Consider the following 23,067-nt stretch of genomic DNA (forward strand, 5'->3'; position numbering starts at 1 on the left):
CCGCGATTCAGGTTCTCCCTGCCACTCACAGCACGAGCAGCCCGGCACCAGCCGCAGACAGCAGGCCGGCGACAACCAGCAACAGGACGGCAAACACCGAGCCGAGTTGGAAGAAGCGCCGTGCCTCGCGCGCGGGCTCTCGGACCTTGTCCCGACCGCTGCCGTCGGCGAGTCGACTCGCACCGACTTCCGTGACGCCGGCGGTCACGAACCACAACGTCAGCATACTCACGACGAGATATCCGTTCGTACTTCCCGTCAGCGTCTCCGTCGTGTACTGTGTCCCGGCCATATGTCCGCCCGTGAGAAAGAGCAACAGGACACTCGTGCGCGAGAGGATCTTGAATCGCCCTGTTATCGTACTGAGCGGTCCGGCATCGAAGTTGCCGTTCAGCGCGAGTGGTAACACACCCAGCGTCATGAACAGAATACTGCCGGTCCAGAGGCCGGCGAAAACGGAGTGAATGACGTACGACGCGACATCGATTGCGGTCATACCTCTCCGTCTGCTTGCCAGATACTCAAACCGTCCGGTTTCAGAACGCCCGGTCGTCGTCCTGCCGTGCGGTGAGGTCGTCGATTTCGCGGATCTCCTCGATATCCAGCTTGTCGATCAGGTTGACGAAGGCACCCGGATCGGGCACGAGGAAGATTCGAAGCTGGAACTCCCGGTTTTCTTCCTCCAGATCGACGACTGAATCGAGGACGATCGACAGCGAATCTGAGTGAACGTGTGAGAGTGTCTCTTCGGCGATGACCTCCGCGTCGTCGTATTCGAGACTCGGCGTCTCCATGTTGATCGTCGTTTCGAGGGTGTTGGCGATGCCGTCGATGAACCCGGAGGTGAGGATATTACACATCTCCTGGAGGGCGCTCTCCTGCAGCTGGTTGAGTTCGCCGTTCTCGACGGGTTGACCGGTCATGTGGTGGGCGATCTCCTCGCCGGTCCGGTCGTCGAAGGTCATCAGAAAGACACCATAGGGCGGTTCGGTCAGTCGAATGTTCGCGTGATGGAAGGCCCCCTCTCCGATCTCGTGGGGGATATCGCTGGGCTCGACGAAGGAGAGACTCTTGATCTGGATATCGGCGTCGATGTTCGCCATCGTCGACAGCGAGTCTGCGACGTTTTTCGCCCCGTGTTGGATCAGTTTCCCGATGATTGTCAGCTTCCGAATATCGATGAGTATCGGCATTGAAAATCCGTATTGGGACGAGTGTGTTAGGCGTTTCGCCACCAAAATCAGATTTGAAGTAGCGGCCGTCCACTCGCTCCCGAAGTCGGGAGTTTCACAACGGTTCTCTTACTTGCGGCCCGGAACTGCACTCACGCTGGTTTGATTTGCTTTCGATATGGAATTTTGTGCCGTTCCATGTCACTCGATGGTAGTCAACCCAAGGATCTGGTGTAGATCGATGCATCCAGGTAGCTTTCTCCAGGAGAAGTAAACACGCACTCACTGAACTCGGAACCGTGTAGTAAATTTTAATAAACAATGCATTAGTGGTAGAGCGGCTCAGGAGCCGGTTCTTCGGGGACGTATGTTAACGGCCCTCAGAGTACCATTATAACCCTCCAGTGACAAGGTGGTGATGACCATGAAAAAGCAGGAACTCATTCACCTTCACGGCCTGCTCGCACAGGTACAAGACCACTACGAAGAGCAGACGGGCAATACCGTCGAACACGACAAGTACACAGAACTTGGCGTGCAGCCGACATCGATCCACAAATCGAAGACAGATCACAAAGACGCTGTTTTTGCTCTTGCACACGGAATCACCAGCGAAATCGACTCGAAGAAAACCGAGCGCGTCTCCGCTGCTGCGGACTGATTTTTCCCTCTCGTCTGTCGTCTCAGCGCTGACTATCCAGTCTCATCTCTCTTTGCGGGTCGCTTCTGGATCGCCGGACAAACTGCGTTTCCCCCCGGACTATCGCTCGAAGCAGAGTTATTCGTCGATGAGTTCCTCGAACTCGGGAAGCACTTCGTCGTCGCGCTCGGCACGTTCGACCGCGGTTTCTTCGCTGTCCGCTGACGAGTCGGCTGTCTCCTCCTCCTCCTCCTCCTCCTCCTCGGAATCGCTGGTTTCGTCCTCATCGTCGTCGTCTTCGAGGACTTCAATTTCCAGCACGTCGAGTGGGATGCTCTCCAGCCGTTGGCCGATTTCTTTGCGGGCGATCCGGGCAGCGTGTTCTTCGCGTTCGACGTTGAACACCGTCATCTCCAGTTCCAGCGCGACCAGACTCTCGTCGGCAGCGATGAAGGCCGGTTCGAGTTCCTCGCCGCAGTGGGGGCAACTCCGGTCGCCCATGTTGATCTCGACGTAGTTGAGGTCTGGATTCAACATCTCGCCTGTCTTCGAGATGGCGATCCTGACCGCCTCGTCAGGCGATTCGACATCGTAGACTGGGACGGCTGCTTCGACGACAACTCTGCAGTTCATATATGATTGTTGGTTTGCAACCACTATCAAGGTTAGCCCTGTCACTGTGAGTCCATCAGCACGCCCGCAACGGGCGGCTACGTCGGTTCGACTCGAAAGGCAAAAGCGGCCTGCTTCCCTGAGTTTGGGTGATGGAACGAGGCCGGATCGATCTGGATGGAACTCCCTTCGATCTGCAGTCGACGCTCGAGAGCGGACAGACCTACCTCTGGTGGCGCGCCGACGGCGCTGACTACGACAGCACCTACGGCGGGGACAACTGGTATCTGACCACGACTCGCGCAACCGGCGAACCCGGGGTCATCAAGGTCCGTCAGCGCGACGGCGGGCTCGACTACCGTGGCACGGTCGACGCCGAGCCAGTCTTGCGACGACGGCTCGGACTCGACGACGACCTCGCTGGGATTCGTGAGTTGACGGCGACCGACGACGTAATCCAGGCGGCTTACGACGAATACTGGGGGATGCGGATCGTCCGCGAACCGGCCTTTGGGGGGGTAATCTCGTTCATCTGCTCGGCACAGATGCGGGTCTCCCGGATTCACGGGATGCAGCAGTCACTGCGAGCGGCTTTCGGCACGCCCATCGAGTTCGAGGGCGAGACCTACCACGCCTATCCGACGCCGGAGCAACTCGCCGCGGCGACCGAACAGGAACTCCGGGACCTCTCGCTTGGCTATCGTGCTCCCTACGTAAAGCGCACCGCGGAGATGGTCGCCGACGGCGCGGATCCCCACGAGGCAGATGGACTGCCCTACGAGGAGGCCCGCGAACTGCTGACCCGCTACGTCGGGGTCGGCGACAAAGTTGCTGATTGTGTCCTCCTGTTCTCGCTGGGCTATCTCGAAGCCGTCCCGCTGGATACCTGGATCCGAACCGCAATCGAGGAGTACTATCCCGGCTGTGAGCAGGGCAACTACACCGATACCTCGCGGGCAATTCGCGAGCAGTTGGGCGGGGAGTACGCCGGCTACACCCAGACCTATCTCTTCCACTACCTCCGCAACGGCGGCGACGAGTAGCGACCCCCGGTCAGACGCGCGGCAAACAATTTTGTTGCGGCCGCTCGACACACTCTATTGATGACAGACCGAACACGCGCACACGTCTACGTCTCGGGGAAGGTACAGGGCGTGTACTTCCGAGCGACGACGCGGGACCGCGCCCGCGAAGTCGGCGTCGACGGCTGGGTTCGCAATCTCGGCGACGGCCGCGTCGAGGCCGTCTTCGAGGGCTCGGAGGACGCGGTCGCACAGCTCGTCGAGTTCTGTCACGAGGGCAGCGATGCCGCTCGGGTCGACGATGTCGAGGTCACCTACGAAGACCCGCAAGGAGAAGGCGGCTTCAGCGTGCGGTGGTAGTTACTCCTGCACGATCACGACGGCACTGTCGGTTTCGACCATCTCACCCTCGCCTGAGTAGATCCGTCGGCGTTCGATCTCGAACATCTCCTCTGGGAGTTCGTACTCGCCGCCGACCAGCAGGGTGTCGCCGTCGATTTCGTACTCGCCTGCCTCGATAGCGTCGTCTATCGCGCCGACTTCGTTGCCGAACTCCGGCCCGACCAGCGAGTAATCTAGATCGATCCCGCTGATCTCGGTCGTGATCTCCGGTTCGTCTTCGGTCGCTTCAATCTCCCCGACGTGCATCGCTTCGGCGACCGGGCCGGCGAACTCGCCCACGTGACCGAAGATCTTCACCCGCGAGAGGGTGGCGTTCAGCGCGAGGCCGTTCTCGCTTTTGTAGCCACGGAGCGCCGAGATGGCCTCCATCGCCGTCTCGCCGGCCGTCAGGTCGGCCTCGTAGCCGCCTGCAGTCGGCCACTCGGCGGTGTGCACCGAGTCGTCCTCGTCGTAAATGCGACGCCACAGTTCCTCGGTGATGTGTGGGAGAAACGGCGCGAACAGTTTGAGGAAGGTTCGGTGGGCGTGGACCAGCGCGAACTCCGTCGAGGCGTTCGGGCCGTCGTCGAGGCGCTGTTTGGCGATTTCGAGATAATCGTCACAGAACGTCGACCAGAAGAAATTCCGGAGTTCCGTCCGGGCTTTCGAGAACTCGTAGTTCTCGAACCGTCGAGTGACGAGGTCGACCGTCTCGTCGAGTTCCGCCAGCAGCCAGCGGTCGATTTCGGCCAGTTCGTCCTCGGGAACGGCTTCGACGGTGCCGGCCTGCGGCGTGAGTTGGTCGACCAGCCGCGAGGCGTTCCAGAGTTTCTGGAGCAGCCGTTCGCCCGCTTCGAGGTCGCCCTCGCGGTACGGGAAGTCGTCACCGATGGAAGTGCCCGCGGCCCAGTAGCGGGCGGCGTCGACCGGGAAGTTCTCCAGCACTTCGCTCGGCTGGATGACGTTACCCTTGGATTTGGACATCGCCTCGCGGTTCTCGTCGAGCACCATCCCGTTGATCATCACGTGATCGAAGGGCACCTCGCCGGTGTGTTCGTAGCACTTGATGACGGTGTGGAACAGCCAGAAGGAGATGATGTCGTGGCCCTGCGGGCGGAGATTCGAGGGGTAGAGTTCCGGGTTCTCGAAGCCGACTTTGCCGTCTTCGAAGTCCCAGCCGGCGTGGATCAGCGGCGTCAGCGAGGATGTCGCCCACGTGTCGAAAACATCCTCCTCGGGAACGAACTCGTCGCCGCCACAGTCGGGACAGGCGTCGACGGGTGGGTCGTCCGAGAGCGGATCGACCGGCAGGTTGTCGCGGTCGGCGAAGATGGTCTCGCCGCAGTCGTCGCAGTACCAGACCGGGAACGGGATCCCCGAATCGCGCTGGCGCGAGATACACCAGTCCCATTCGAGGCCCTCGATCCAGTGCTCGTAGCGAGTGAACATCTTGTCGGGGAACCAGTCCATCTCCCGGCCTGCTTCAAGATACTCCTCTTTCTTGTCGAGCAGTTTCACGTACCACTGCTCGGTGACGAGATATTCGACTTCCTCGTCACAGCGCTCGTGGACCTGCACGGTGTGTTCGTGATCGCGGGATTCGAGCAGGTAGCCCGCCTCGTCGAGATCTTCGATAATCTGCTCGCGGGCGTCGGTCGTCGTCAGCCCCTCGTAGTCGTCGGCCACGTCGGTCATCGTCCCGGACTCGTCGATGGCGATCCGCAAATCGAGGTCGTGTGCCTGGTACCACTCGATGTCGGTCCGGTCACCGAACGTACAGCACATCACCAGTCCGCTGCCGGTTTCGAGGTCGACGCGGTCGTCTTCGAGGATTGGAACCTCCTGTCCGAACAGCGGCACGCGGGCGGTCCCGCCGACGAGATGTTGATTCTCGTCGTCGTCGGGATGGACGAACACAGAGACACAGGCCGGGAGCAGTTCGGGTCGAGTCGTCGAGATAGTGAAGGTGTCTCCCTCGGAGCCGTCACCAGTTTCGACGATATCGAAGGCGATGTCGTTGAATTTCGTGTGTTTGTCCTTGTCTTCCTGTTCGACCTGTGAGATAGCCGTCTCGCAGTCGGGACACCAGATAGTCGGCGCGCGCTGCTGGTATTCTCGGCCTTTCTCGTAGAGATCGAGGAAGGATAGCTGAGAGATACGCTGGACGCGAGGTTCGATTGTCTTGTAGGTGTTATCCCAGTCGACCGAAATTGCGAGCGACTGAATGTCGTTGGTGAACTCGGCCTCGTAATCCTGACAGACATCTCGGCACTTCTCCTGGAACTCCCGCCGTTCGTAGTCGCTGTGGTTGATCCCGAGTTCGCGTTCGGTCAGGCGTTCGGAGGCGATGCCGTTGTCGTCGTAGCCGAAGGGGAAGTAGACAGTTCCCTCCTTCATGCGGCGGTAGCGAGCGACGAAATCCTGCAGCGTGAACTGGTAGAGATGGCCCATGTGCAGGTTGCCAGAGACCGTCGGCGGCGGTGTGTCGATGCTGTAGCGGGTATCGGCGTCGCCGTCGTAGGCGTAGGTCTCCTCGTCGACCCAGCGGTCCTGCCAGGTCGGTTCGACTGTCTCGGGGTCGTATTCGCCGTCGATCCGTTGTTCTGCGTCCGGTTCCTCGGTCGGTTGGTCCTGTGTATCACTCATATGTGGCTCCCGTGGGGTTGCTCGAAAATCGGTGCGTCGCCGAGTGGTGGAATGTGGTGGGGCTAAAAGGCCCCTACTACGAGAACGGGTACCGAACCCACTCGGCGTGTCATGGTTGTATATGGGCGAAGCGACCGTATTAATCACTTGGTTCTGTGATCGCGAGTCAGAACTCCAGATCCAACCGCGCGTGGGCGTCTTCCTCGCCGGAGTGCGCCCGAACCCAGAGTTCGCCGATGCGTGACAGCCGCGTCCGGTAGGATTTGCCGTGTTCTTCCTGTTCGATGTAGCCTTTCCCGCCGGGGCCGAGGCGGTCGACGTTGTAGATGACCTTCGAGCGGAACGAATCGGTGTACTCCTCGCCGAGTTCCCGAGCGAGTTGCTGGGCCAACTCGGAGACGGACTCGAACTCGCCGTGTTCGCCGAGGGTAAAGAGAATTACTTCCTCGAAGGGTTCGACGTTCGAGAACAACGCCACTGGCAGCTCGACGACATGGCTGCCGTCGATTTCCTTCGCGCCGATGGTCGTCCCGCGCTCGTCGAACTCCGAGAGGAGCTGTCTCGCGCTTTCGAGCCGTTCTTCCAGTTGTTCGTCGTCCGTGTCTGTCGATTGGAGGTCTTCGAGCAGTTCGATCTGGGCGCGCAGTTCCTCGGCGAGTTCGGTTTCGAGGTACTTCTCGGGAACCGTGTAGTAGGTGTGGATACGGTCGCGGTCACCCTCGCGTTCGACCATGATGGAGTGGGCGGCGGTCGCGAAGGCAAAGGAAACTGTGCGGGGCATCGCGGAGATGTTGACCCAGACCTCGCTTTCGCCGTCGCCGTCGTCGTTGTCGAGTTCGCGGTTGATCAACTCGAAGGCTTGCTCGAAGGCCTCGTCGTAGTCGTAGACATCTTCGATGACGAACCGCTCGGTCTCCGCGCCGAGGAGATTGATGTAGTCCTGTTCGAGTTTCTCGGCGATCTGACGGGAGTATTCGACGTTGGCTTCGCTGCCTACGTCGCCCTCCAGTAGAATAACTCGGTCGACGTCCATCTGTTCGCGCACGAGTGGCGCGATCAGCCGGTCGTAGTCGAAGCCGACCGGAACGATGTGTGTCTGCATACTCGTACGTGGGGCCGGCCGCGTATATAAATCCAGTTTGACAGCAGCCGCACGACCGGTGGCGGACAGCTCATCTTTGTCTCGCGCTCGTCGGTATTATTTCGCGCAGATTTAATCCAAATTGTCCACACAAAGCATTTAATTAACCGTCGAAAGGATACTGATATGAAACGAGAGTGGGTATTCGGCGGCGCAGTTCTCGGAGTGGTCCTCGCGACTGTGCTCGCAGCCGTACTGCTCCCGGGTGCGCTCGCGGATCGCTCCGAGCCACAGCCGGATGGCGAGGTTCGAATGGAAGAGATCTCGATTTCGGCGGCCGAGGTCGGCGGTGAACGACTCACTCTCGCGACGGATGTCCGACTGGAACACACGGAGGGTATCTCGGAGAACGTGACGGTCGAACTCCGCGCAGTGGGGTTGGATTCAGCGTTGGTCGAGACGAGCGAGACCATCGACGTGGGTACTGTCGACGAGACCAGCGAGGTATCGGCGGCCGGACGGCTTCGGGTCGAGCGCGGCGGGAGCTATCGGATCGAAGCGATCGTCTATCGCAACGGCGTCCGAACGACCACTGGCTCAAAGACTGTCCGAGGAACTGAGGCGCTGACACCCGGCTATCCCGACAGCCCGGTCGAGTTCCACCGCTTCGCTCGCCACGATTTCCCGGCAATCGACTACGAAATCACCGACAGCGGCGACGACAGCGCAACCCTCGACGTGGAGACGTACGTGACTAACGGCGGCGAAGCACCGACCGACGACCTCACTCTCGTCTTGAAGGCTCGCCAGGTCGACTCCGGCATCGTCGCATCGGAGCAGGAAATCGACGTGGCGTCGATTGGGTCGAGCCAGACGGCCCGCCCCGGGAGCGAACTCACGGTTCCGTCCGGGTACAACTACTATCTGGACGCGATTCTGTTCGAAGACGGTGTCGTCTTAGATACTGCCAGATCCGGGGCGAGTCTCGACCCGACCGAACGCGTCCAGGCGAACGAGACCGAACGAGATGTCGAACTCGAAGTCGGTGACTTCGATTCAGACGACCAGCCGGACCGCGACGAGCGAGAATCGGCTGACGAAGACGGTGAAGGCGATGCAGATGCCAGCGACGGTGCGGGCCCTGGCTTCGGCATCGCTGTTGTGATACTCGCGGTCGTCGGACTCGGACTTCGGGCACGCGGACACACTGGAGGGAAACAATGACTGATTCAGACGAGACAGATCACAGCGGACAGGCGCACGGCGAATCGCAGCGAGAGCAGATGATTCGGTATTTCTACTGGGGAACGTTCGTCCTCCTCTGTCTGTTCGGCGTCTTGGCCACTATTCGTGTGTATCTGAGTGTGATGGAGATCATCGATATCTGGGTCACCAAGGACTTCAAACCGATTTTCAGGCTGTTGGCCAACGCGGCCGTCGCGCTGATCGCGGTACTCGGCCTCTCCGTGCTGGTTCGACGATTCGATATTCCGTTCGGCGAATCGAGCGATAACTGAGGAAGTCTGAGATCAGCGTACAGTCCGGAACTACTCGCCTCGACTATTCGTCGACGTAGGAGGGCCGCTCGGCGTACTTGATGGGGTCCGTCTCGTCGAGAGCCTGGAAGGCCTGCAACCGGAACGCGCAGGCGTCGCATGTCCCGCAGGCTGGCTCCTCCTCGCGGTAACAACTCCAGGTGTGTTCGTAGGGGACACCGAGTTCCAGGCCGCGCTCGGCGATATCCGTCTTCGAGTTCTCGACGAAGGGCGCGACGAGGTCGATGTCGGTCTCGGGTTTGGTTCCGACATCGATCACCTGCTGGAAGGCCTCGAAGAATTCGGGACGGCAGTCCGGATAGCCCGAGAAATCCTCCGAGTGCGCGCCGATGAACACCGCCGAGCAATCGTTGGCCTCCGCGTAGGAGACGGCCATCGAGAGCAGGTTGGCGTTTCTGAACGGGACGTAGGAGGTCGGAATCTCGTCGCTGTCCAGATCGGCGTCTGCAACGTCCATCTCGTCGTCGGTCAGACTCGACGCGCCGATTCTTGCGAGGTGATCGGTTTCGATGTGGAGGAAATCCGCCGCGTCGACTTCCTCGGCAAGCCGTTCGGCACAGGATCGCTCGCGGTCCTCGGTCTCCTGGCCGTAGGAGGCGTGCAGAAAATACGGCTCGTAGCCGCGATCCATCGCCTCGTAGACGGCCGTTGCGCTGTCCATTCCGCCCGATACGAGCACTACCGCGTTTTCTGTCTCTGTCATCGTTGTCAGGTTCCTGGTTCGTCGTTCCAGAGGTCAACGTGGAGTCTCGGTGTGTAGCGATAGCCGTACTCCCCTGCGAGTTCCGCGACGGCCGTTCGTGTCTCGGCGAGTTCCTCCCGCGTCGTCCCCTCCGGCATCAACAACACGTCAGTATCGCTGATTTCCATCGCTGCCCGTTCGCGAAGCCGATCAACCAGCGACTCGATTTCACTCATGTCTTCACGCCCGGTAACGACGAATTTCAGTTGGTGGTCGTACTCCTCGACCAGCGTCGCGAGCGTGTCGAGGTCGATTCGTCGATCTTCGTGGCGGTCGGCCCACTCGCCCTCGCCTTTCGGGTCGAGATCGGCCGTCGGCGTCGAACTCGCCAGTTTCGGACTGATACTCACCAGATCGATCGGCGCGTCGTGGTAGATCGTTCCGTTGGTTTCGACGGTCGTGTGATAGCCCCGATCTCCGAGTTCGTCCAGTAGCTCGACGGTCTCGTCGTGGATCATCGGCTCACCGCCGGTCAGGACGACGTGCTCGGCGTCGAAGGAGTCGATTTCAGCGAGGATGTCGTCGATCGTGAGCCACCCGCCGGTCGGTTCCCAGGAGGTATGATAGGAATCACAGAACCAACAGCGGAGGTTACAGCCCGAGGTCCGAACGAAGACGGAGGGAACGCCTGCCAGTTTGCCCTCGCCCTGCAGCGAGACGAACAGTTCGTTGATCGGGAGCGCTGGCTCGTCGGGCGGCGACTCACTTCCGAGGTCGGCCGCGTCACTGGCGACTGGCATCGGTGGCACAGAGCTCGTTGGTCTCTCTGACTGTCGCGGAGACCGCACTCACGTTGTCGGGCAGGCGGTCTTCGAGTTCCCGTTCGAGCAGCACCGAGAGCACCTCGGAGGTCGGCGGCTGATCGATGACGACCAGTCCGTCTTCGTCGCCGGACTGCTGGAAGGCCTCGATCAGCGGATCACCCGACTCGACGATGAATCGGTGATCCCACTCGTCGATCACGTCGGTCACGTCGCCCTTGTCGACGACCCAGCCCTCGTCGGTGAGCGTGCCGGTCACTTCGACGGTAATCTCGAAGTTGTGGCCGTGCGGGCGCGAGCACGCGCCGTCGTGGTGCATGATACGGTGGCCGGTACTGATCCGGATCGGTCTGTCTTCGCCGATTCGGAGGGTCCGCTCGCCAGCCTCGGCCAGCGGGCGCGATTCGCTCGATAATCCTCGGGTCATGGTCGAAGAATATCCCGCGCAGAGTTAAACGTCCTTTTTTCCGACTCGGCGGTCCCGATTCATTCGAGATGGTTGTCGACGACGGTTCGGGCGACTGCGACGGCATTTTCGACTGCGACTCCGAACCCGTCCTCGAACTCGTCGTCGAAGAAACTCTCTCGGGCCGACTGCGTTCCGGTCGGGCGGTCGTGATTCGAGACGCCGCGGATCGCACAGTACGAATCGAGGCGAGCGAACCGCTCCAGCGCGGCGGCCGTTCCGGCGTCTTCCATCTCTGTCACGCGGTAGGGGCTGGCGTCGTACTGGTCGACCAGCCACTCTGCCTGTTCGGCTACCTCCGCCCCGTGCCAGAGTTCGTCGCCGCAGAGATTCGTCCCCGTCAGCAGTCGTGGTTCGGGTGCCCCGTCCACAGGCGAGTCCAGATCGACCGATTTGCCGAGCGACTCGATTCTCTCCACGAGGTCGGAATCGAGGTCGTACTGGCCCTGACTCTCGGTGTAGGGGTTCATGGCTAGCTCGCCGCCGAATCGGCACTTGTCGTCCCAGTCGACGATCTGGTCGCTGACGACGACCGACCCGACCGGGACCGTCGGTGGTGCACCCGCCACGCCGACAGAGAGAATCACCGCATCGGTGAGATCGATCCGGTCGTTCGCGAGCAGTGCGGTCGCCGTCGTTGCAGCGCTGGATTTGCCGACGCCCGTCGGAACGATTCCCAGCCCCTCGTCGGTGTATCGCAGCGGGGTCGCCAGGCCGGGGAGATCAGCCTCCGCCGCGAACTCGTAGGCGTCCGTCCACGGAGCGGCTTCGCCGGGAAGCCCGGCCAACTCGTCGAACGCCGGGAAAACCAGTACAGCAAGATCAACAGTCACAGCCGCGTTTCGAGTGGCCTCGACAAAAACCTGACCAGCGACGGTCACGAGATGACCGCCGACCGATCACCTCCCGCGATATCGATAGCCGATCGCACCGAGACAGAGCACCCAGAGCGTCAGCGTCGTTTCGGGAGCGTGTCCGCCGATACCGATATCGAGGTACAGCCGTTCGTCGAGCAGCGGGTAGAGCAAGGGAATTCCCTTCGGCGTCGTGATATCGATCAGCAGATGTGAGCCGTAGGCGGCAGCGAGCGCACCGAGCGTTCGGCGCTCACTGAAGACGGCAGCGAGCGCGATGGCGGCGAGTAGCGCGACGGCAGCGTGGGTAATGCCGCGGTGGACGAACGGCCAGCCAAGTGCCGCCGGGAGGAGGAAGTCGGCGTCGGGCGCGAGACCGGCGGCCAGCCCCGCCAACGGTCGGTCGAACAGTACGCTCCCGAGGACGAGGCCGACCAGCCCGTGGGTGGCGATTGCGAGCGGAATGAAGGTTCCGGGCGGATACGAGAGCACAGCGACTCCTTCGCAGTCACTCGGTATCAAAGTGCGTGAAACGGTTCGTCCTTCGCTGGCCTCGTTGTCTGTTCCGATTCATCCGATAGTCTCGCCAGACCGACCTGTGGCGGCCACGGCGGTGAGATTCCCTGTCAACTCTCAGCCCATCTGTCTACCGAACAGCGACTTCAGTAGTTTCGATTCGGCCTTTCTGAGATGTTCGGCCGCTGTCGAGGGGGCACAGTCGAGCGCTGTCGCAACGTCCTCGTGGCTCGCTTCGCGGGGAATCTCGTAATAACCCAGTTCGAGCGCCCGCTCGACGGCCTCGCGCTGGCGGTCGGAGAGGATTGCCGGTTCGGTGCCCGGCAGTCCTCGCAGGCCGGAAATCTCCTCGACGGTGACGCTGACGAATCCGGGCAACACCTCGATAGCCGCCTGAATGCGCTCACTCTGGCCGTACAGCGATACCGTTACGGTCCCGTCGGTGTAGATCATCGGCGGCGCGACAACGAGACTATCGTCGGTAAACTGATCGAAGACCGCGTTCATCGGCGGCGTCGTCTCGTCCCAGACGTAGAGATAGAATCTCTCGTCGTCGAGACGCTCGATATCGAACTCCCGGATGACGGAAATCTCCGTCAGTCTCGCCGCGAAGCGGTCGGGGTCCCCCTCGACGTAGTGCAAGATGCCGAGTTCGTCTCCGGTGAAATTCGCGTTGATCGCCGTCGCGTACTCAACGAACGATCCGTTGACGAGCATATCGTAGACTGGATGGATCTCGTCTTCACGCCCACCTGCGGTGATCGACAGCCGGACGTGTTTCATACGCAAGGACTGTCGGCAGACTGTAATAAATACCGTGGACAGATCCGGCAGTGCCGACTCGTTGCTGGTCGGGTGAGTCTGTGTATGGTCACGACACTGCTCACCGGTGCGACCGGGACCCTCGGAAACGCGGTCGAACCGCGATTGCACGCGGCGGATCACGACGTTCGGGCAGCGAGTCGCTCGCCGCCCGCGGACAGAGCCACCGGGTCGAGCGACTCGACTGACTGGGTCGCAGTCGACCTCGCCGACGGCACTGGTATCGGCGAAGCCGTCGACGGCGTCGACACGATCATTCACGCCGCGACAGCACCGACCGGCGACAGCGAGGCGGTCGATCTATCCGGGACGAAACGACTGCTCGATGCGGCTGATGCCGCTGGTATCGAGCACTTCCTGTACGTCTCGATTGTCGGCGTCGACGAGATTCCGTACTCCTATTACGAGTACAAACACGCCGCAGAGGACGCCGTCGAAGAGAGTTCGGTTCCGTCGACAATCCTGCGCTCGACACAGTTTCACTCCTTTCTCGACGACCTCCTGGGGGCGCTGGTCTGGCTCCCGCTCTGGCCGCTGCCGACGGAACTGCAACTCCAACCCATCGCTGTCGAGGAGGCCGCCGACGAAGTCGTCGAACTGGCGACGGCCGGTCCCGGCGGGCGGGTGGATCCTATCGGCGGCCCGACGGTCCACACACTTGGTGACCTTCTTAGCACGTATCGCGACGTTCGCGGGCGTTGGCGGCCGATTGTCCGGATTCCGATTCCAGGAGCGACGATGCGAGCAGTCCGATCTGGTTCCGCGACCTGTCCGGACCGGTCGGTGGGGGTCGTCTCCTGGGAGCAGTGGCTCGAACAGCAATACGGCTCGCAGACGGCCAAGTCACCGAAGAAGACAGCGATGGACTGGTAACACCAGGCTCACTCGACGCCTTCGAGGAAGTTCCGAATGAGGTCGTGGCCGACCGCGGTCAGTACCGATTCAGGGTGGAACTGGACGCACTCGAGGGGGAAATCCTCGTGACGGATCCCCATGACCAACTGCTCGCCGTCGACCTCGGTCGTCGCCGTCACGTCGAAGCAGTCGGGAACCTCGCTGGCGATCAACGAGTGGTACCGGCCGCCTTGGAAGCCCTGTTCGAGGCCCACGAAGACGCCCTCGCCGTCGTGGTCAATCGGGAAGGCCTTTCCGTGGATCGGTTCGGGTGCCCGACCGATCTCACCGCCGTAGGCGTACACTGCGGCTTCGAGACCGAGACAGACGCCCAGCGTCGGCACGTTGGGGCTGATCTCCTGCAAGACCTCGTTCGTGACGCCGATGTCGCGGTCGTTTTTGGGATGGCCCGGACCGGGAGAGATGACGATTGCATCCGGGTCGACAGCCCGAACCTCCGACAGCGTGGCGGTGTTTCTGAGCACCGTCGTCTCCGCGTGTTCGCTGACGTACTCGACGAGATTGTAGGTGAACGAGTCGAAGTTGTCGATGAACAGGACGTGAATCTGGTCGCCCTCGGAGTCGGCCTCGGCCGTCGAGTGCTGACTCATCGGGTCACCTCCTCGGCGTCGATTTCGATCCGATCCAGCGCGTCGAGGACGCCATCCATCTTGTTCTCGGTCTCCTCGTACTCCGCGGTCGGATCGCTGTCGGCGACGATTCCCGCCCCGGCCTGGACGGTGATCCGCTGTTCGTCCCCCTCGTCTTCGACGACTGCTGATCTGATGACGATGGCGAAATCCGCGTCGTCACCCCACGAGACGTAGCCGACGCCGCCGCCGTAGGGGCCTCGCGGTTGCTGTTCGAGGTTGTCGATGATTTCCATCGCCCGGATCTTCGGCGCGCCGGAGAGCGTCCCGGCCGGGAACGATGCCCGCACTGCGTCGAAGGCGTCGTGCTCGTCGTCGAGCGTTCCCGTCACTGTGGATTCGATGTGCTGGACGTGCGAGTATTTGAGGACGTTCATGAATTCCTGGACGCGGACGCTTCCAGCCTCTGCGACCCGACGCACGTCGTTGCGCGCCAGGTCGACCAGCATCGTGTGTTCGGCCCGCTCCTTGCCGTCGGCGAGCATCTCGCCGGCCAGCCGTCGGTCCTCGACCGGTGAGTTCCCGCGTGGACAGGTGCCCGCGATGGGATTCGAGACGATGGTTTCGTCACCGACGGAGACGAGTGTCTCGGGACTCGCGCCGACGATAGTCCGATCGTCGTAGGAGAGCAGATACATGTACGGCGACGGGTTGACCGTCCGTAACGAGTCGTAGAACCCGAGCGGGTCGACCTCTCCGTACAACTCTCGCGTTCGAGAAATAACGCCCTGATAGATGTCGCCGCTGTAGACGTGTTCTTTGGCCTGTTCGACGGCCTCCTCGTAATCCTCTTTCGAGCCCGCTCGCTCGCGGTCTTTCCGGAAGCCGCCCGTGTCGAGGTCGGCCGCACCGGAGAGGATTTTCTCGACGCGCTCTGCCTCCGCTTCGAGGTCCTCGTAGACCGCTTCCGGGTCGTCACCGTCGCGGATGATCGGCGTGAACACGAGCGAAAGCGTGTCCTCGACGTGATCGAAGACCAGCGTCTTCGTCGTCAGGACGAACTGTGCGTCGGGGAACCGCGAGTCTGGTCGCTCGACACCCACGTCCGAGAGCCAGAGGTCGTAGACGGCGTCGTAACCGAGAAAGCCGACGAGGCCGCCGTCGAGATGCTGTCGGTCGCGGTCCGGGAAGTTCTGCAGGGCAACGTCGGGCATCGCCGCGCGCAGACTGTCGACGGTGTCCCCGCCATTGGGTTCGATCACGCCCTCGTAGCGGTCGTCGAGTACGTCGGCATCGGTCCGGTCGGGGTCGACGGTTACGACCGCGGCAGGATCGTATCCCACGAAAGAAAATCGTGCGTGGCGGTCCTCGTGAGTGGGTGCGAAGGCACCGTCCGGGTCGCTGGAGGCGACCTTTTCGGCGCTTTCGAGCAGGAAGGCGTAGGCCGATCCGTCGGCGTCGCTCGTCCGGCCGGTCAGGGCCGCGTAGGCTGCCAGCGGATCGATGTCGGTCTCGACGGTGCCGGCGATGCGCACGACTGCCGGCTGGTCTTGCTCGGCCAGTTCGGCGAAGGTTTCGCGATCTGTCTCGAAATTCATGCGTGGTTCTCTCCGTTCTGTGTTGTCGCTGCTGTCGCCCGCTCGACGAACTCCTTCACGGCCTCGTTGTCCTTCTCGCCACCCGTCCGCTCGACGCCACTCGCCGTATCGACAGCAAAGGGGTCGACTGTCTCGATTGCTGCTTCGACGTTCTCGGCGGTGAGCCCACCGGCGAGGATCAGCGGCGTCTCGATCTCGTCTCGCGCCGCACGCGTGCGTTCCCAGTCGTGTGTCTGGCCCGTGCCGCCACCGCCGTCTTCGTCGGTCGAATCGACGAGCACGGCGTCGGCGACGTCGGCGTAGGCTTCGATATCTGCGGAGAGATCGATCGCTGCGACGACTGGCACGTCGAGTCTGGCCCGAAGGCCGCCGACCTTCTCTGGCGAGAGCGTACCGTGGATCTGGACCGCGTCTGCCCCGACATCGCTCTGGAGATCGACCGCGTCCTGGACGCTGTCCGGCATCGTTACGAGCACGCTCGTCACGAACGGTGGGACGCCAGCGACCAGTCGTTCGGCCGTCGCCGCGGAGATTTCTCGGGGTGTGTCGACGGGCACGTCGCTGATGAACCCGACTGCGTCCGCCCCAGCGTGGACGACGGTATCACGGTCCGCCTCACTCGTCAGCCCGCAGATCTTCACCCGTGTCGTACTCATGCGCTGACGCCGCGGAGTTCTTCGAGTTTGGCCGCGGCTTCACCGGAGTCGATCCCGTGTCGCGCTCGCTCGACACCCTCGGCGATGGTGTCGGTCTCGCCGGCGATGTAGATCGCCGCACCGGCGTTTGCAAGGATGATGTCACGCTTCGCCCCGTCGATATCGCCCTCGATGATGCCGCGCATATCCTCGGCGTTCTCTTCGGGTTGACCGCCTGCGATCTCCTCGATGTCGTACCGCTTCAGCCCGAGGTTGCCAGGCGTCAGCGTGTACTCCTCGATCTCGTCGCCGTTGACCTCCGCGACGGTCGTCTCGCCGTGAACGGCGATTTCGTCTAGACCGGAGCCGTGAACTACGAGCGCGCGGTCGACATCCATCTTCGCCAGCGCTTCGGCGATCACTGGGACGAGTTCGGGATCGTAGACACCGACGACCTGTCCGTCAGCGCCGGCGGGGTTGGTCAGCGGGCCGAGCACGTTGAAAATCGTCCGCATGCCGAGTTCCTTCCGCGGGCCGATGACCGCCTTCATCGCTGGGTGGAAGACGGGCGCGAGCATGAAGCCGATGCCCTTGTCCTCGATGGCCTCCTGCACCGCGGGGGGTTCGGCGTCGACTGTCACGCCCGCTTCCTCCAGTACGTCCGCGCTGCCCGACGACGAGGAGACCGAGTAGTTGCCGTGTTTGGCGATTGGGACCCCGACGCCAGCGGCGACGATGGCACTGGTCGTCGAGACGTTGATCGTGTCGTAGTCGTCGCCGCCCGTACCGCACGTATCCACGAGAATGTCGCGGTCGGGGTCGATTGTTCGGGCGGCGTCGCGCATCCCCTCCGCGAAGCCCGCAATCTCCGATTCAGTCTCGCCTTTGGCCCGCAGCGCAGTCAGTAGCGCACCGATCTGTGCCTCTGTCGCTTCCTCGAAGATCAGCGTCGAGGCCTCCCGTGCCTCCTCCTGTGTCAGATCTTCGCCCTCTGTCACGCGCTCGATATAAGATTCCATTGTCATGAGATTTCACCAATGAACGTTTCCGGTATGTAATGAACAAATCCGTACACTGACTTAAGCGTGTCGCATCGATCGTAACAGCCGGATCGACCGTTCGTCCGGAGATTAGCAGTCTGGATTTGTACCGCCCGAATAGGTGGGCGATAGTGTTTTTGCTATCGAGCGTAGCAGATGACTTTATGGCACGTAGTGATCCGGGTGGATGGAACCCGTCAGTGACAGCGCTCGATACCGAGCGACCGGATGTCCCCGAGTATCGCGGCTTCGCGACGACGCTCCGGGACCGCGTCAAGGGAGACGTCCAGTTCGACGAATACACACAAATCCTGTATGCGACGGACGGGAGCATCTATCAGGCTCGGCCCGCGGGGGTCGTTCTCCCGCGATCCGTCGATGACGTGCGCGCGACAATCGAAGTTGCCAACCAGTACAACGTCCCCATCCTGCCGCGGGGAACTGGCTCGTCGCTCGGCGGCCAGACGGTCGGCCCGGGCTGTGTCGTGTTGGATTTCACGAAGTACATGGACGACACCGTCGATATCGACCCCGACGCCCAGCGGGCCACCGTCCAGCCAGGGAAGGTGCAGGATCACCTCGACAACGAACTCGCCGAACACGGGCTGAAGTTCGCCCCCGACCCCGCCTCTTCGAACCGCGCGACGGTCGTCGGCGGCATCGGGAACAACTCCACGGGAGCGCACTCGGTCCGCTATGGCATCACCGACGCCTACACCGAGGAACTGAAAGTCATCCTCGCGAACGGCGATCTGATCCACACCCGCGAGGTCGTCCTCGACTCCGAGGAGTACGAGGACATCGTCGGCAAAGACGATCTGGAAGCGAACATCTACGAGACGGTTCGCTCGCTCGTCGAAGACAACCAAGACGAAATCGACGACAAATATCCCAACCTCAAGCGCTCCGTCTCTGGATACAACCTCCACAAGGTCATCTACGAGAACGACGAGGGCGAGGAGGTGATCAACCTCTCGAAACTCTTCGTGGGTGCGGAAGGCACGCTCGGCGTCATCGTCGAGGCGACGGTGTCGCTGGTCAGCAAACCCGACGAGACGGCGCTCGCGCTGTACTGCTTCGACGATCTGATCGACGCGCTGAAGGCCGTTCCCGAGGCCCTCGAATATCCGGTCAGTGCTGTCGAGTTGATGGACGACGAAGTGTTCAGGCTGGCCGCCGAGTCCGAGGGCTACTCGGAGTACGTCGAACCGATCCCGGAAGAGTGTGCGGCCGCGCTCATGCTCGAATGGGACAGCGAACTCATCTCCGCCGAGGACGGAACCCAGCGGGAGGCCTTCGAGTCTGCAATCGGCGACACGAACGCCCACTTTGTCGAGGAGGGCGACGCCTTCGACGTGATCGAGGCCTACACCGAGGCCGACCAGGACGACCTCTGGAAACTCCGCAAAGCGGCGATTCCGCTGCTGATGAGTCTACAGGGCGATCCGAAACCGTACCCCTTCATCGAGGACGCGACCGTCCCGCCGGAAGAACTCGCCGAGTACGTCCAGCGGTTCGAGGACATCCTGACCGACCACGACACGTCCGCCGCCTACTTCGCACACGCTGGCTCCGGGACGCTGCACATCCGGCCGATTCTCAACCTCAAGACGGACGACGACATCCAGAAGATGCACTCGATCACCGACGACGTGACCGATCTGGTGCTCGAACATCACGGTGCCTTCTCCGGCGAGCACGGCGACGGGATGGCCCGAACCGAGTTCACGCCGAAGATGTACGGCGAGGATCTCTGGGAGGCATTCAAGGAACTGAAGACGGCCTTCGATCCCGACTGGCAGATGCACCCCGGCAACGTCGTCTACCGCGAAGGCCCCGACGACATTGGGCCGGACAACGAGCGCGGCGTCGGCGCGGACAACCGCGAGAACCTGCGCTATGGCGCGGCCTACCAGTCGCTCGAACCGACGACCGAACTCGACTTCGAGGACGAGGGCGGCTTCTCCCATCTGGTCGAACTCTGTAACGGCTGTGGGACCTGCCGACAGACCGACTCCGACGTGATGTGTCCGACCTACCGTGCCTCCGGCGAGGAAATTCAGGCCACCCGCGGCCGGGCGAACATGCTCCGGGCGGCGATCAGCGGCGAACTCGACGAGGACGAGATCCACTCCGAGCGCTTCCAGAAAGAGGTGCTCGACCTCTGTGTCGGCTGTAAGGGCTGCAAGAGCGACTGCCCGACCGGCGTCGACCTGGCGAAACTGAAAGCCGAGGTGAAACACGAACACCACCAGGAAGAGGGATCGAGCATTCGCTCGAAACTGTTCGGCAACATCGACCAGGCCGCGGCGCTTGGCAGCAAACTCGCGCCTCTCTCGAACATCGCGCCCAAACTCCCCGGCGCGCGCATCGTCATGGAGAAGACGCTCGGAATCGCTCGGGACCGCGAGCTACCGACGTTCAAACGCCAGAGCTTCGAGGAGTGGTTCGAGGCTCGCGGCGGCGCGGCCATCCCCGAGGCACAGGCCGACGGCAAGGTGCTCCTGTTCCCCGATACGTTCACCAACTACAGCTATCTCGAACCCGGCAAGGCCGCCGTCGAGGTGCTCGAAGCCGCCAACATCCACGTCGACGTGCCGAGTGATCTGGCGTCGTCCGGGCGTGCTGCCTTCTCGATGGGCTATCTTGACACGGCCAAAGCCCGCGCCAGGGAGAACGTCGACAAACTCGCGGCTCGCGTCGACGACGGCTGGTCGGTCGTCTTCGTCGAACCCTCTGACGCGGTAATGTTCCAGGACGAGTATCTGGATCTGCTAGAGGGGACCGACGTGCAGAAAGTCTCTGCGGCCGCCTACGGCGTGCTCGAATATCTCGACAACACGCGACTGGACGAGGCAATCGAGTTCGACGCGCCGACAGAGGAACTGACCTACCACGGCCACTGCAACCAGAAAGCGACGAACAAGGATCACCACGCTGTCGGCGTGCTCCGGCGGGCCGGCTACGCGGTCGATCCGCTCGACTCCTCGTGCTGTGGCATGGCTGGCTCCTTCGGCTACGAGGAAGAGCACTACGACCTCTCGAAGTCTATCGGTCAGATCCTCTTCGATCAGGTCGAGGACAGCAGCGGCGAGACGGTGACCGCGCCCGGCGCATCCTGTCGCTCACAGCTCGGCGACCGCGCCGGCAAATCGACGCCGCCACACCCCATCGAGAAAGTCGCCGAAGCAGTCGATACGGTCTAGACGACCTGATTTTTCAACTCCGACTCCCCGTCGCGCAGACGCTCGATGTTTTCTGCGAGGATGTCCGCACAGCGCGCGAAGTACTCCGGCGTATCGCCGGCGTTGTGCGGCGTGATGATGACGTTGCCCATCCCCCACAGGGGGTGATCCTCCGGCAGGGGTTCGGGGTCGGTCACGTCCAAGAAGGCTCCGCCAAGTCGGTTCTTCTGGAGCGCAGTGAGCAGGGCGTCGGTGTCGACGACTGGCCCGCGGGCGATGTTGACCAGCACCGTCTCGGCGGGCATCGTCAGCAAGACTTCCTCGTCGATCAGTCCCCGAGTCGCGTCGGTCAGCGGACAGGCCAGCACGACGTACTCCGCACCGGCGACAGCCTCGTGGATCTGCTCGAAACCGAGCACTTCGTCGGCGGGCCCGCCTTTTTCGGGGGAGTAGCGCACACCGACGGTCTCCATCCCGAAGGCGTCGAGTCTGTCGACGATTCCCCGACCGATGGCACCCAGCCCGACGACGGCGGCCGTCGAGCCGTGCAGTTCTCGCGTCGAGTAACTCCGCCACTCCCGGCGTTCGGTCTGCTCGTACGCCAGCGGGAATTGCTGGGCCATCGAGATCATCGCGCCGACGACATACTCGGCGATGTTCGTCGTGTGCACGCCCGAAGCGTTCGTGACGGCAATCTCCCGCTCCTCGAAGGCGTCGAGGTCCAGATGACCCGTGCCGGCGTAGACACAGGCAAACAGGTCGAGGTTGCCGGCCTGCTCTAGCTGTGATTCGGTCAGTTCTAGCCCCGTCACGATATCCGCTGTCTGCAGTCGCTCGCGTTCCTCGGCCGGCGTCGCTGCAACTGTGATCTCGCAGTCGGGCAGTCGCTCGCGGAGTGATGCGCCGTAGACCGATCCGTTCGTTCCGTGGATCTTCTGCCGAGTGACGAGAATTTCGGGGTTGTCCATATCTGACCCACGCGGAGAATCCCTAAATCAGTGATGCAGCCACTCCCCGGGCGTGGTCTAAACTCTCCGGTGTCGGAACACGCTGCCGATTCTATCCTCGGCGGTAACACCGATATAACCTCCTGACACCGGTGTCCGCGAGCACTTATTGGCCGTCTCCAGCTAGAGTATTCTGTCAACAATTTCTATGTCCCAACAGAAAGTAGACTACGCTGACGAGACAGAAATCGACGAATCGCTCGACGAACTGCCATCCGATGAGGAACTCGACGAAGCCGCCGAGAATCTGGAGGCGAACGGGTTCAACGTGATCGTCGTCGACTCCGCCGAGGAAGCATTCGGTGAGATCGAGTCGCTGATCCCCGGTGGCGCGTCCGTGATGAACGGTCACTCGACGACACTCGAAGAGATTGGCTTCGACGAGCATCTGAGCGAAGGAGACCACGACTGGGAGAATCTTTCCGGCGAGATCTGGAGTATCGACGACGACGCCGAACGAATGGCCGCCCGCCGCGAGGCCCAGACCGCGGATTACTTCCTCGGTGGCATCAACGCCATCGCACAGACCGGCGAACTCGTCGCCGCGGACCGCTCGGGTAGCCGAATCGGTGCCTATCCCTTCGCCGCGAGCAACGTCGTTATCGTCAGCGGTATCAACAAGATTGTCCCGACGCTGTCGGACGCACTCGACCGACTGGAGTCTGTTGCCTACCCACTGGAAAACGAGCGCGCCAAGGAGGCCTACGGCGTCGACTCCGAAATCGCTAAACAGCTCATCTTCCGACAGGAACTCGAAGACGACCGGACGACCGTCGTGCTCATCCGCGATCAGTTCGGCTACTAACTGATTGGATTCGACCCGCGTGGGTATCTTATTTTTTGCTAG

At 61.9% G+C, this 23,067-nt stretch carries 24 protein-coding genes; 8 read left to right on the forward strand and 16 right to left on the reverse strand.

The features are described from left to right. Positions 1 to 25 precede the first annotated feature (25 nt). Together V8P86_RS15680 and V8P86_RS15685 are read right to left on the reverse strand one after the other, a co-directional pair. On the reverse strand, positions 26 to 496 hold the full coding sequence (locus V8P86_RS15680) for a CopD family protein (RefSeq protein WP_336328225.1): 471 nt from the start codon (positions 494 to 496) through the stop codon (positions 26 to 28). 40 nt (positions 497 to 536) lie between these two features. Next, a complete protein-coding gene (locus tag V8P86_RS15685) occupies positions 537 to 1,193 on the reverse strand; it encodes a chemotaxis protein CheC (protein ID WP_336328226.1) in 657 nt (218 codons plus the stop codon). A gap of 403 nt (positions 1,194 to 1,596) precedes the next feature. Here V8P86_RS15685 and V8P86_RS15690 point away from each other — a divergent pair, with 403 nt between their 5' ends. Further along, a complete protein-coding gene (locus V8P86_RS15690; protein ID WP_336328227.1) occupies positions 1,597 to 1,833 on the forward strand; it encodes a UPF0058 family protein in 237 nt (78 codons plus the stop codon). Positions 1,834 to 1,950: 117 nt separating this feature from the next. Here the strand turns inward: V8P86_RS15690 and V8P86_RS15695 are convergent, their stop codons facing one another. Next, positions 1,951 to 2,445 carry a DUF555 domain-containing protein gene (locus tag V8P86_RS15695; protein WP_336328228.1) on the reverse strand — a complete coding sequence of 165 codons (495 nt, stop codon included), beginning with the start codon at positions 2,443 to 2,445 and terminating at the stop codon, positions 1,951 to 1,953. A gap of 131 nt (positions 2,446 to 2,576) precedes the next feature. Here V8P86_RS15695 and V8P86_RS15700 point away from each other — a divergent pair, with 131 nt between their 5' ends. Together V8P86_RS15700 and V8P86_RS15705 are read left to right on the forward strand one after the other, a co-directional pair. Further along, positions 2,577 to 3,467: a DNA-3-methyladenine glycosylase family protein gene (locus V8P86_RS15700; RefSeq protein WP_336328229.1), complete on the forward strand. Its 891-nt coding sequence runs from the start codon at positions 2,577 to 2,579 to the stop codon at positions 3,465 to 3,467. A gap of 60 nt (positions 3,468 to 3,527) precedes the next feature. Then, on the forward strand, positions 3,528 to 3,806 hold the full coding sequence (locus V8P86_RS15705) for an acylphosphatase (RefSeq protein WP_336328230.1): 279 nt from the start codon (positions 3,528 to 3,530) through the stop codon (positions 3,804 to 3,806). On the opposite strand, the gene V8P86_RS15710 is transcribed toward V8P86_RS15705, so the two are convergent. Both V8P86_RS15710 and V8P86_RS15715 read right to left on the reverse strand, forming a co-directional pair. Continuing rightward, positions 3,807 to 6,473: a valine--tRNA ligase gene (locus tag V8P86_RS15710; RefSeq protein WP_336328231.1), complete on the reverse strand. Its 2,667-nt coding sequence runs from the start codon at positions 6,471 to 6,473 to the stop codon at positions 3,807 to 3,809. 166 nt (positions 6,474 to 6,639) lie between these two features. Continuing rightward, complete coding sequence (locus V8P86_RS15715; protein ID WP_336328232.1) at positions 6,640 to 7,575, reverse strand: HFX_2341 family transcriptional regulator; 936 nt, start codon at positions 7,573 to 7,575, stop codon at positions 6,640 to 6,642. A gap of 165 nt (positions 7,576 to 7,740) precedes the next feature. Between V8P86_RS15715 and V8P86_RS15720 the strand changes: the two genes are divergently transcribed. Then, the gene (locus V8P86_RS15720; RefSeq protein ID WP_336328233.1) at positions 7,741 to 8,778 is read left to right on the forward strand and encodes a DUF7490 domain-containing protein; all 1,038 of its coding nucleotides are present in this window, start codon (positions 7,741 to 7,743) and stop codon (positions 8,776 to 8,778) included. Next, the gene (locus tag V8P86_RS15725; RefSeq protein ID WP_336328234.1) at positions 8,775 to 9,071 is read left to right on the forward strand and encodes a DUF8060 family membrane protein; all 297 of its coding nucleotides are present in this window, start codon (positions 8,775 to 8,777) and stop codon (positions 9,069 to 9,071) included. The genes V8P86_RS15720 and V8P86_RS15725 overlap by 4 nt, the downstream gene beginning before the upstream one ends. Positions 9,072 to 9,114: 43 nt before the next feature. Here the strand turns inward: V8P86_RS15725 and queC are convergent, their stop codons facing one another. The 6 genes from queC to V8P86_RS15755 form a co-directional block, all read right to left on the reverse strand. Then, a complete protein-coding gene (gene queC, locus V8P86_RS15730) occupies positions 9,115 to 9,813 on the reverse strand; it encodes a 7-cyano-7-deazaguanine synthase QueC (protein ID WP_336328235.1) in 699 nt (232 codons plus the stop codon). 5 nt (positions 9,814 to 9,818) lie between these two features. Beyond that, the gene (locus V8P86_RS15735) at positions 9,819 to 10,592 is read right to left on the reverse strand and encodes a 7-carboxy-7-deazaguanine synthase QueE (protein WP_336328236.1); all 774 of its coding nucleotides are present in this window, start codon (positions 10,590 to 10,592) and stop codon (positions 9,819 to 9,821) included. Next, complete coding sequence (locus V8P86_RS15740; protein ID WP_336328237.1) at positions 10,576 to 11,040, reverse strand: 6-pyruvoyl trahydropterin synthase family protein; 465 nt, start codon at positions 11,038 to 11,040, stop codon at positions 10,576 to 10,578. The genes V8P86_RS15735 and V8P86_RS15740 overlap by 17 nt, the downstream gene beginning before the upstream one ends. Before the next feature lie 59 nt (positions 11,041 to 11,099). Beyond that, positions 11,100 to 11,912, reverse strand: coding sequence for a phosphorylase family protein (locus V8P86_RS15745; protein ID WP_336328238.1), 813 nt, complete (start codon positions 11,910 to 11,912; stop codon positions 11,100 to 11,102). Positions 11,913 to 11,978: 66 nt separating this feature from the next. Further along, entirely contained in the window at positions 11,979 to 12,425 is a 447-nt protein-coding gene (locus tag V8P86_RS15750) for a metal-dependent hydrolase (protein WP_336328239.1), read from the reverse strand. Positions 12,426 to 12,566: 141 nt separating this feature from the next. Next, on the reverse strand, positions 12,567 to 13,232 hold the full coding sequence (locus tag V8P86_RS15755; RefSeq protein WP_336328240.1) for a helix-turn-helix domain-containing protein: 666 nt from the start codon (positions 13,230 to 13,232) through the stop codon (positions 12,567 to 12,569). A gap of 84 nt (positions 13,233 to 13,316) precedes the next feature. Here V8P86_RS15755 and V8P86_RS15760 point away from each other — a divergent pair, with 84 nt between their 5' ends. Beyond that, the gene (locus tag V8P86_RS15760; RefSeq protein WP_336328241.1) at positions 13,317 to 14,144 is read left to right on the forward strand and encodes an SDR family oxidoreductase; all 828 of its coding nucleotides are present in this window, start codon (positions 13,317 to 13,319) and stop codon (positions 14,142 to 14,144) included. Between the two features lie 8 nt (positions 14,145 to 14,152). On the opposite strand, the gene trpG is transcribed toward V8P86_RS15760, so the two are convergent. The 4 genes from trpG to trpD are packed head-to-tail and all read right to left on the reverse strand — an operon-like array spanning position 14,153 to position 18,007. Further along, positions 14,153 to 14,776: an anthranilate synthase component II gene (gene trpG / locus V8P86_RS15765; protein WP_336328242.1), complete on the reverse strand. Its 624-nt coding sequence runs from the start codon at positions 14,774 to 14,776 to the stop codon at positions 14,153 to 14,155. Then, positions 14,773 to 16,353: an anthranilate synthase component I gene (gene trpE, locus V8P86_RS15770; RefSeq protein ID WP_336328243.1), complete on the reverse strand. Its 1,581-nt coding sequence runs from the start codon at positions 16,351 to 16,353 to the stop codon at positions 14,773 to 14,775. Before trpE ends, trpG begins: the two co-directional genes overlap by 4 nt. Beyond that, positions 16,350 to 17,009 (reverse strand): phosphoribosylanthranilate isomerase, encoded by a 660-nt coding sequence (locus tag V8P86_RS15775; protein WP_336328244.1) that lies wholly within the window; start codon positions 17,007 to 17,009, stop codon positions 16,350 to 16,352. Before V8P86_RS15775 ends, trpE begins: the two co-directional genes overlap by 4 nt. After that, complete coding sequence (trpD, locus tag V8P86_RS15780) at positions 17,006 to 18,007, reverse strand: anthranilate phosphoribosyltransferase (protein WP_336328328.1); 1,002 nt, start codon at positions 18,005 to 18,007, stop codon at positions 17,006 to 17,008. Before trpD ends, V8P86_RS15775 begins: the two co-directional genes overlap by 4 nt. 185 nt (positions 18,008 to 18,192) lie before the next feature. Here trpD and V8P86_RS15785 point away from each other — a divergent pair, with 185 nt between their 5' ends. After that, positions 18,193 to 21,234 carry an FAD-binding and (Fe-S)-binding domain-containing protein gene (locus tag V8P86_RS15785; RefSeq protein WP_336328245.1) on the forward strand — a complete coding sequence of 1,014 codons (3,042 nt, stop codon included), beginning with the start codon at positions 18,193 to 18,195 and terminating at the stop codon, positions 21,232 to 21,234. Here the strand turns inward: V8P86_RS15785 and V8P86_RS15790 are convergent. After that, a complete protein-coding gene (locus tag V8P86_RS15790) occupies positions 21,231 to 22,181 on the reverse strand; it encodes a D-2-hydroxyacid dehydrogenase (protein ID WP_336328246.1) in 951 nt (316 codons plus the stop codon). The two genes, V8P86_RS15785 and V8P86_RS15790, sit on opposite strands and share 4 nt — an antisense overlap. A 187-nt stretch (positions 22,182 to 22,368) precedes the next feature. On the opposite strand from V8P86_RS15790, the gene V8P86_RS15795 reads away from it, so the two are divergent. Next, positions 22,369 to 23,025, forward strand: a complete 657-nt coding sequence (locus V8P86_RS15795) for a lactate utilization protein (protein ID WP_336328247.1) — start codon at positions 22,369 to 22,371, stop codon at positions 23,023 to 23,025. The last annotated feature ends 42 nt before the right edge of the window (positions 23,026 to 23,067 follow it).

This window comes from Halovenus anhuiensis (assembly GCF_037080055.1).
Classification (GTDB): Archaea; Halobacteriota; Halobacteria; order Halobacteriales; family Haloarculaceae; genus Halovenus.

Bases quoted from the DNA above. Each gene is read 5' to 3' on its own strand.
- V8P86_RS15725 (WP_336328234.1), top strand. From the start codon at position 8,775: ATGACTGATTCAGACGAGACAGATCACAGCGGACAGGCGCACGGCGAA.
- V8P86_RS15710 (WP_336328231.1), bottom strand. From the start codon at position 6,473: ATGAGTGATACACAGGACCAACCGACCGAGGAACCGGACGCAGAACAA.
- trpD (WP_336328328.1), bottom strand. From the start codon at position 18,007: ATGGAATCTTATATCGAGCGCGTGACAGAGGGCGAAGATCTGACACAG.
- V8P86_RS15760 (WP_336328241.1), top strand. From the start codon at position 13,317: ATGGTCACGACACTGCTCACCGGTGCGACCGGGACCCTCGGAAACGCG.
- V8P86_RS15700 (WP_336328229.1), top strand. From the start codon at position 2,577: ATGGAACGAGGCCGGATCGATCTGGATGGAACTCCCTTCGATCTGCAG.
- V8P86_RS15755 (WP_336328240.1), bottom strand. From the start codon at position 13,232: ATGAAACACGTCCGGCTGTCGATCACCGCAGGTGGGCGTGAAGACGAG.
- V8P86_RS15715 (WP_336328232.1), bottom strand. From the start codon at position 7,575: ATGCAGACACACATCGTTCCGGTCGGCTTCGACTACGACCGGCTGATC.
- V8P86_RS15795 (WP_336328247.1), top strand. From the start codon at position 22,369: ATGTCCCAACAGAAAGTAGACTACGCTGACGAGACAGAAATCGACGAA.
- V8P86_RS15680 (WP_336328225.1), bottom strand. From the start codon at position 496: ATGACCGCAATCGATGTCGCGTCGTACGTCATTCACTCCGTTTTCGCC.
- queC (WP_336328235.1), bottom strand. From the start codon at position 9,813: ATGACAGAGACAGAAAACGCGGTAGTGCTCGTATCGGGCGGAATGGAC.
- V8P86_RS15775 (WP_336328244.1), bottom strand. From the start codon at position 17,009: ATGAGTACGACACGGGTGAAGATCTGCGGGCTGACGAGTGAGGCGGAC.
- V8P86_RS15705 (WP_336328230.1), top strand. From the start codon at position 3,528: ATGACAGACCGAACACGCGCACACGTCTACGTCTCGGGGAAGGTACAG.
- trpE (WP_336328243.1), bottom strand. From the start codon at position 16,353: ATGAATTTCGAGACAGATCGCGAAACCTTCGCCGAACTGGCCGAGCAA.
- V8P86_RS15740 (WP_336328237.1), bottom strand. From the start codon at position 11,040: ATGACCCGAGGATTATCGAGCGAATCGCGCCCGCTGGCCGAGGCTGGC.
- V8P86_RS15690 (WP_336328227.1), top strand. From the start codon at position 1,597: ATGAAAAAGCAGGAACTCATTCACCTTCACGGCCTGCTCGCACAGGTA.
- V8P86_RS15695 (WP_336328228.1), bottom strand. From the start codon at position 2,445: ATGAACTGCAGAGTTGTCGTCGAAGCAGCCGTCCCAGTCTACGATGTC.
- V8P86_RS15720 (WP_336328233.1), top strand. From the start codon at position 7,741: ATGAAACGAGAGTGGGTATTCGGCGGCGCAGTTCTCGGAGTGGTCCTC.
- V8P86_RS15685 (WP_336328226.1), bottom strand. From the start codon at position 1,193: ATGCCGATACTCATCGATATTCGGAAGCTGACAATCATCGGGAAACTG.
- V8P86_RS15735 (WP_336328236.1), bottom strand. From the start codon at position 10,592: ATGCCAGTCGCCAGTGACGCGGCCGACCTCGGAAGTGAGTCGCCGCCC.
- V8P86_RS15790 (WP_336328246.1), bottom strand. From the start codon at position 22,181: ATGGACAACCCCGAAATTCTCGTCACTCGGCAGAAGATCCACGGAACG.
- V8P86_RS15785 (WP_336328245.1), top strand. From the start codon at position 18,193: ATGGCACGTAGTGATCCGGGTGGATGGAACCCGTCAGTGACAGCGCTC.
- trpG (WP_336328242.1), bottom strand. From the start codon at position 14,776: ATGAGTCAGCACTCGACGGCCGAGGCCGACTCCGAGGGCGACCAGATT.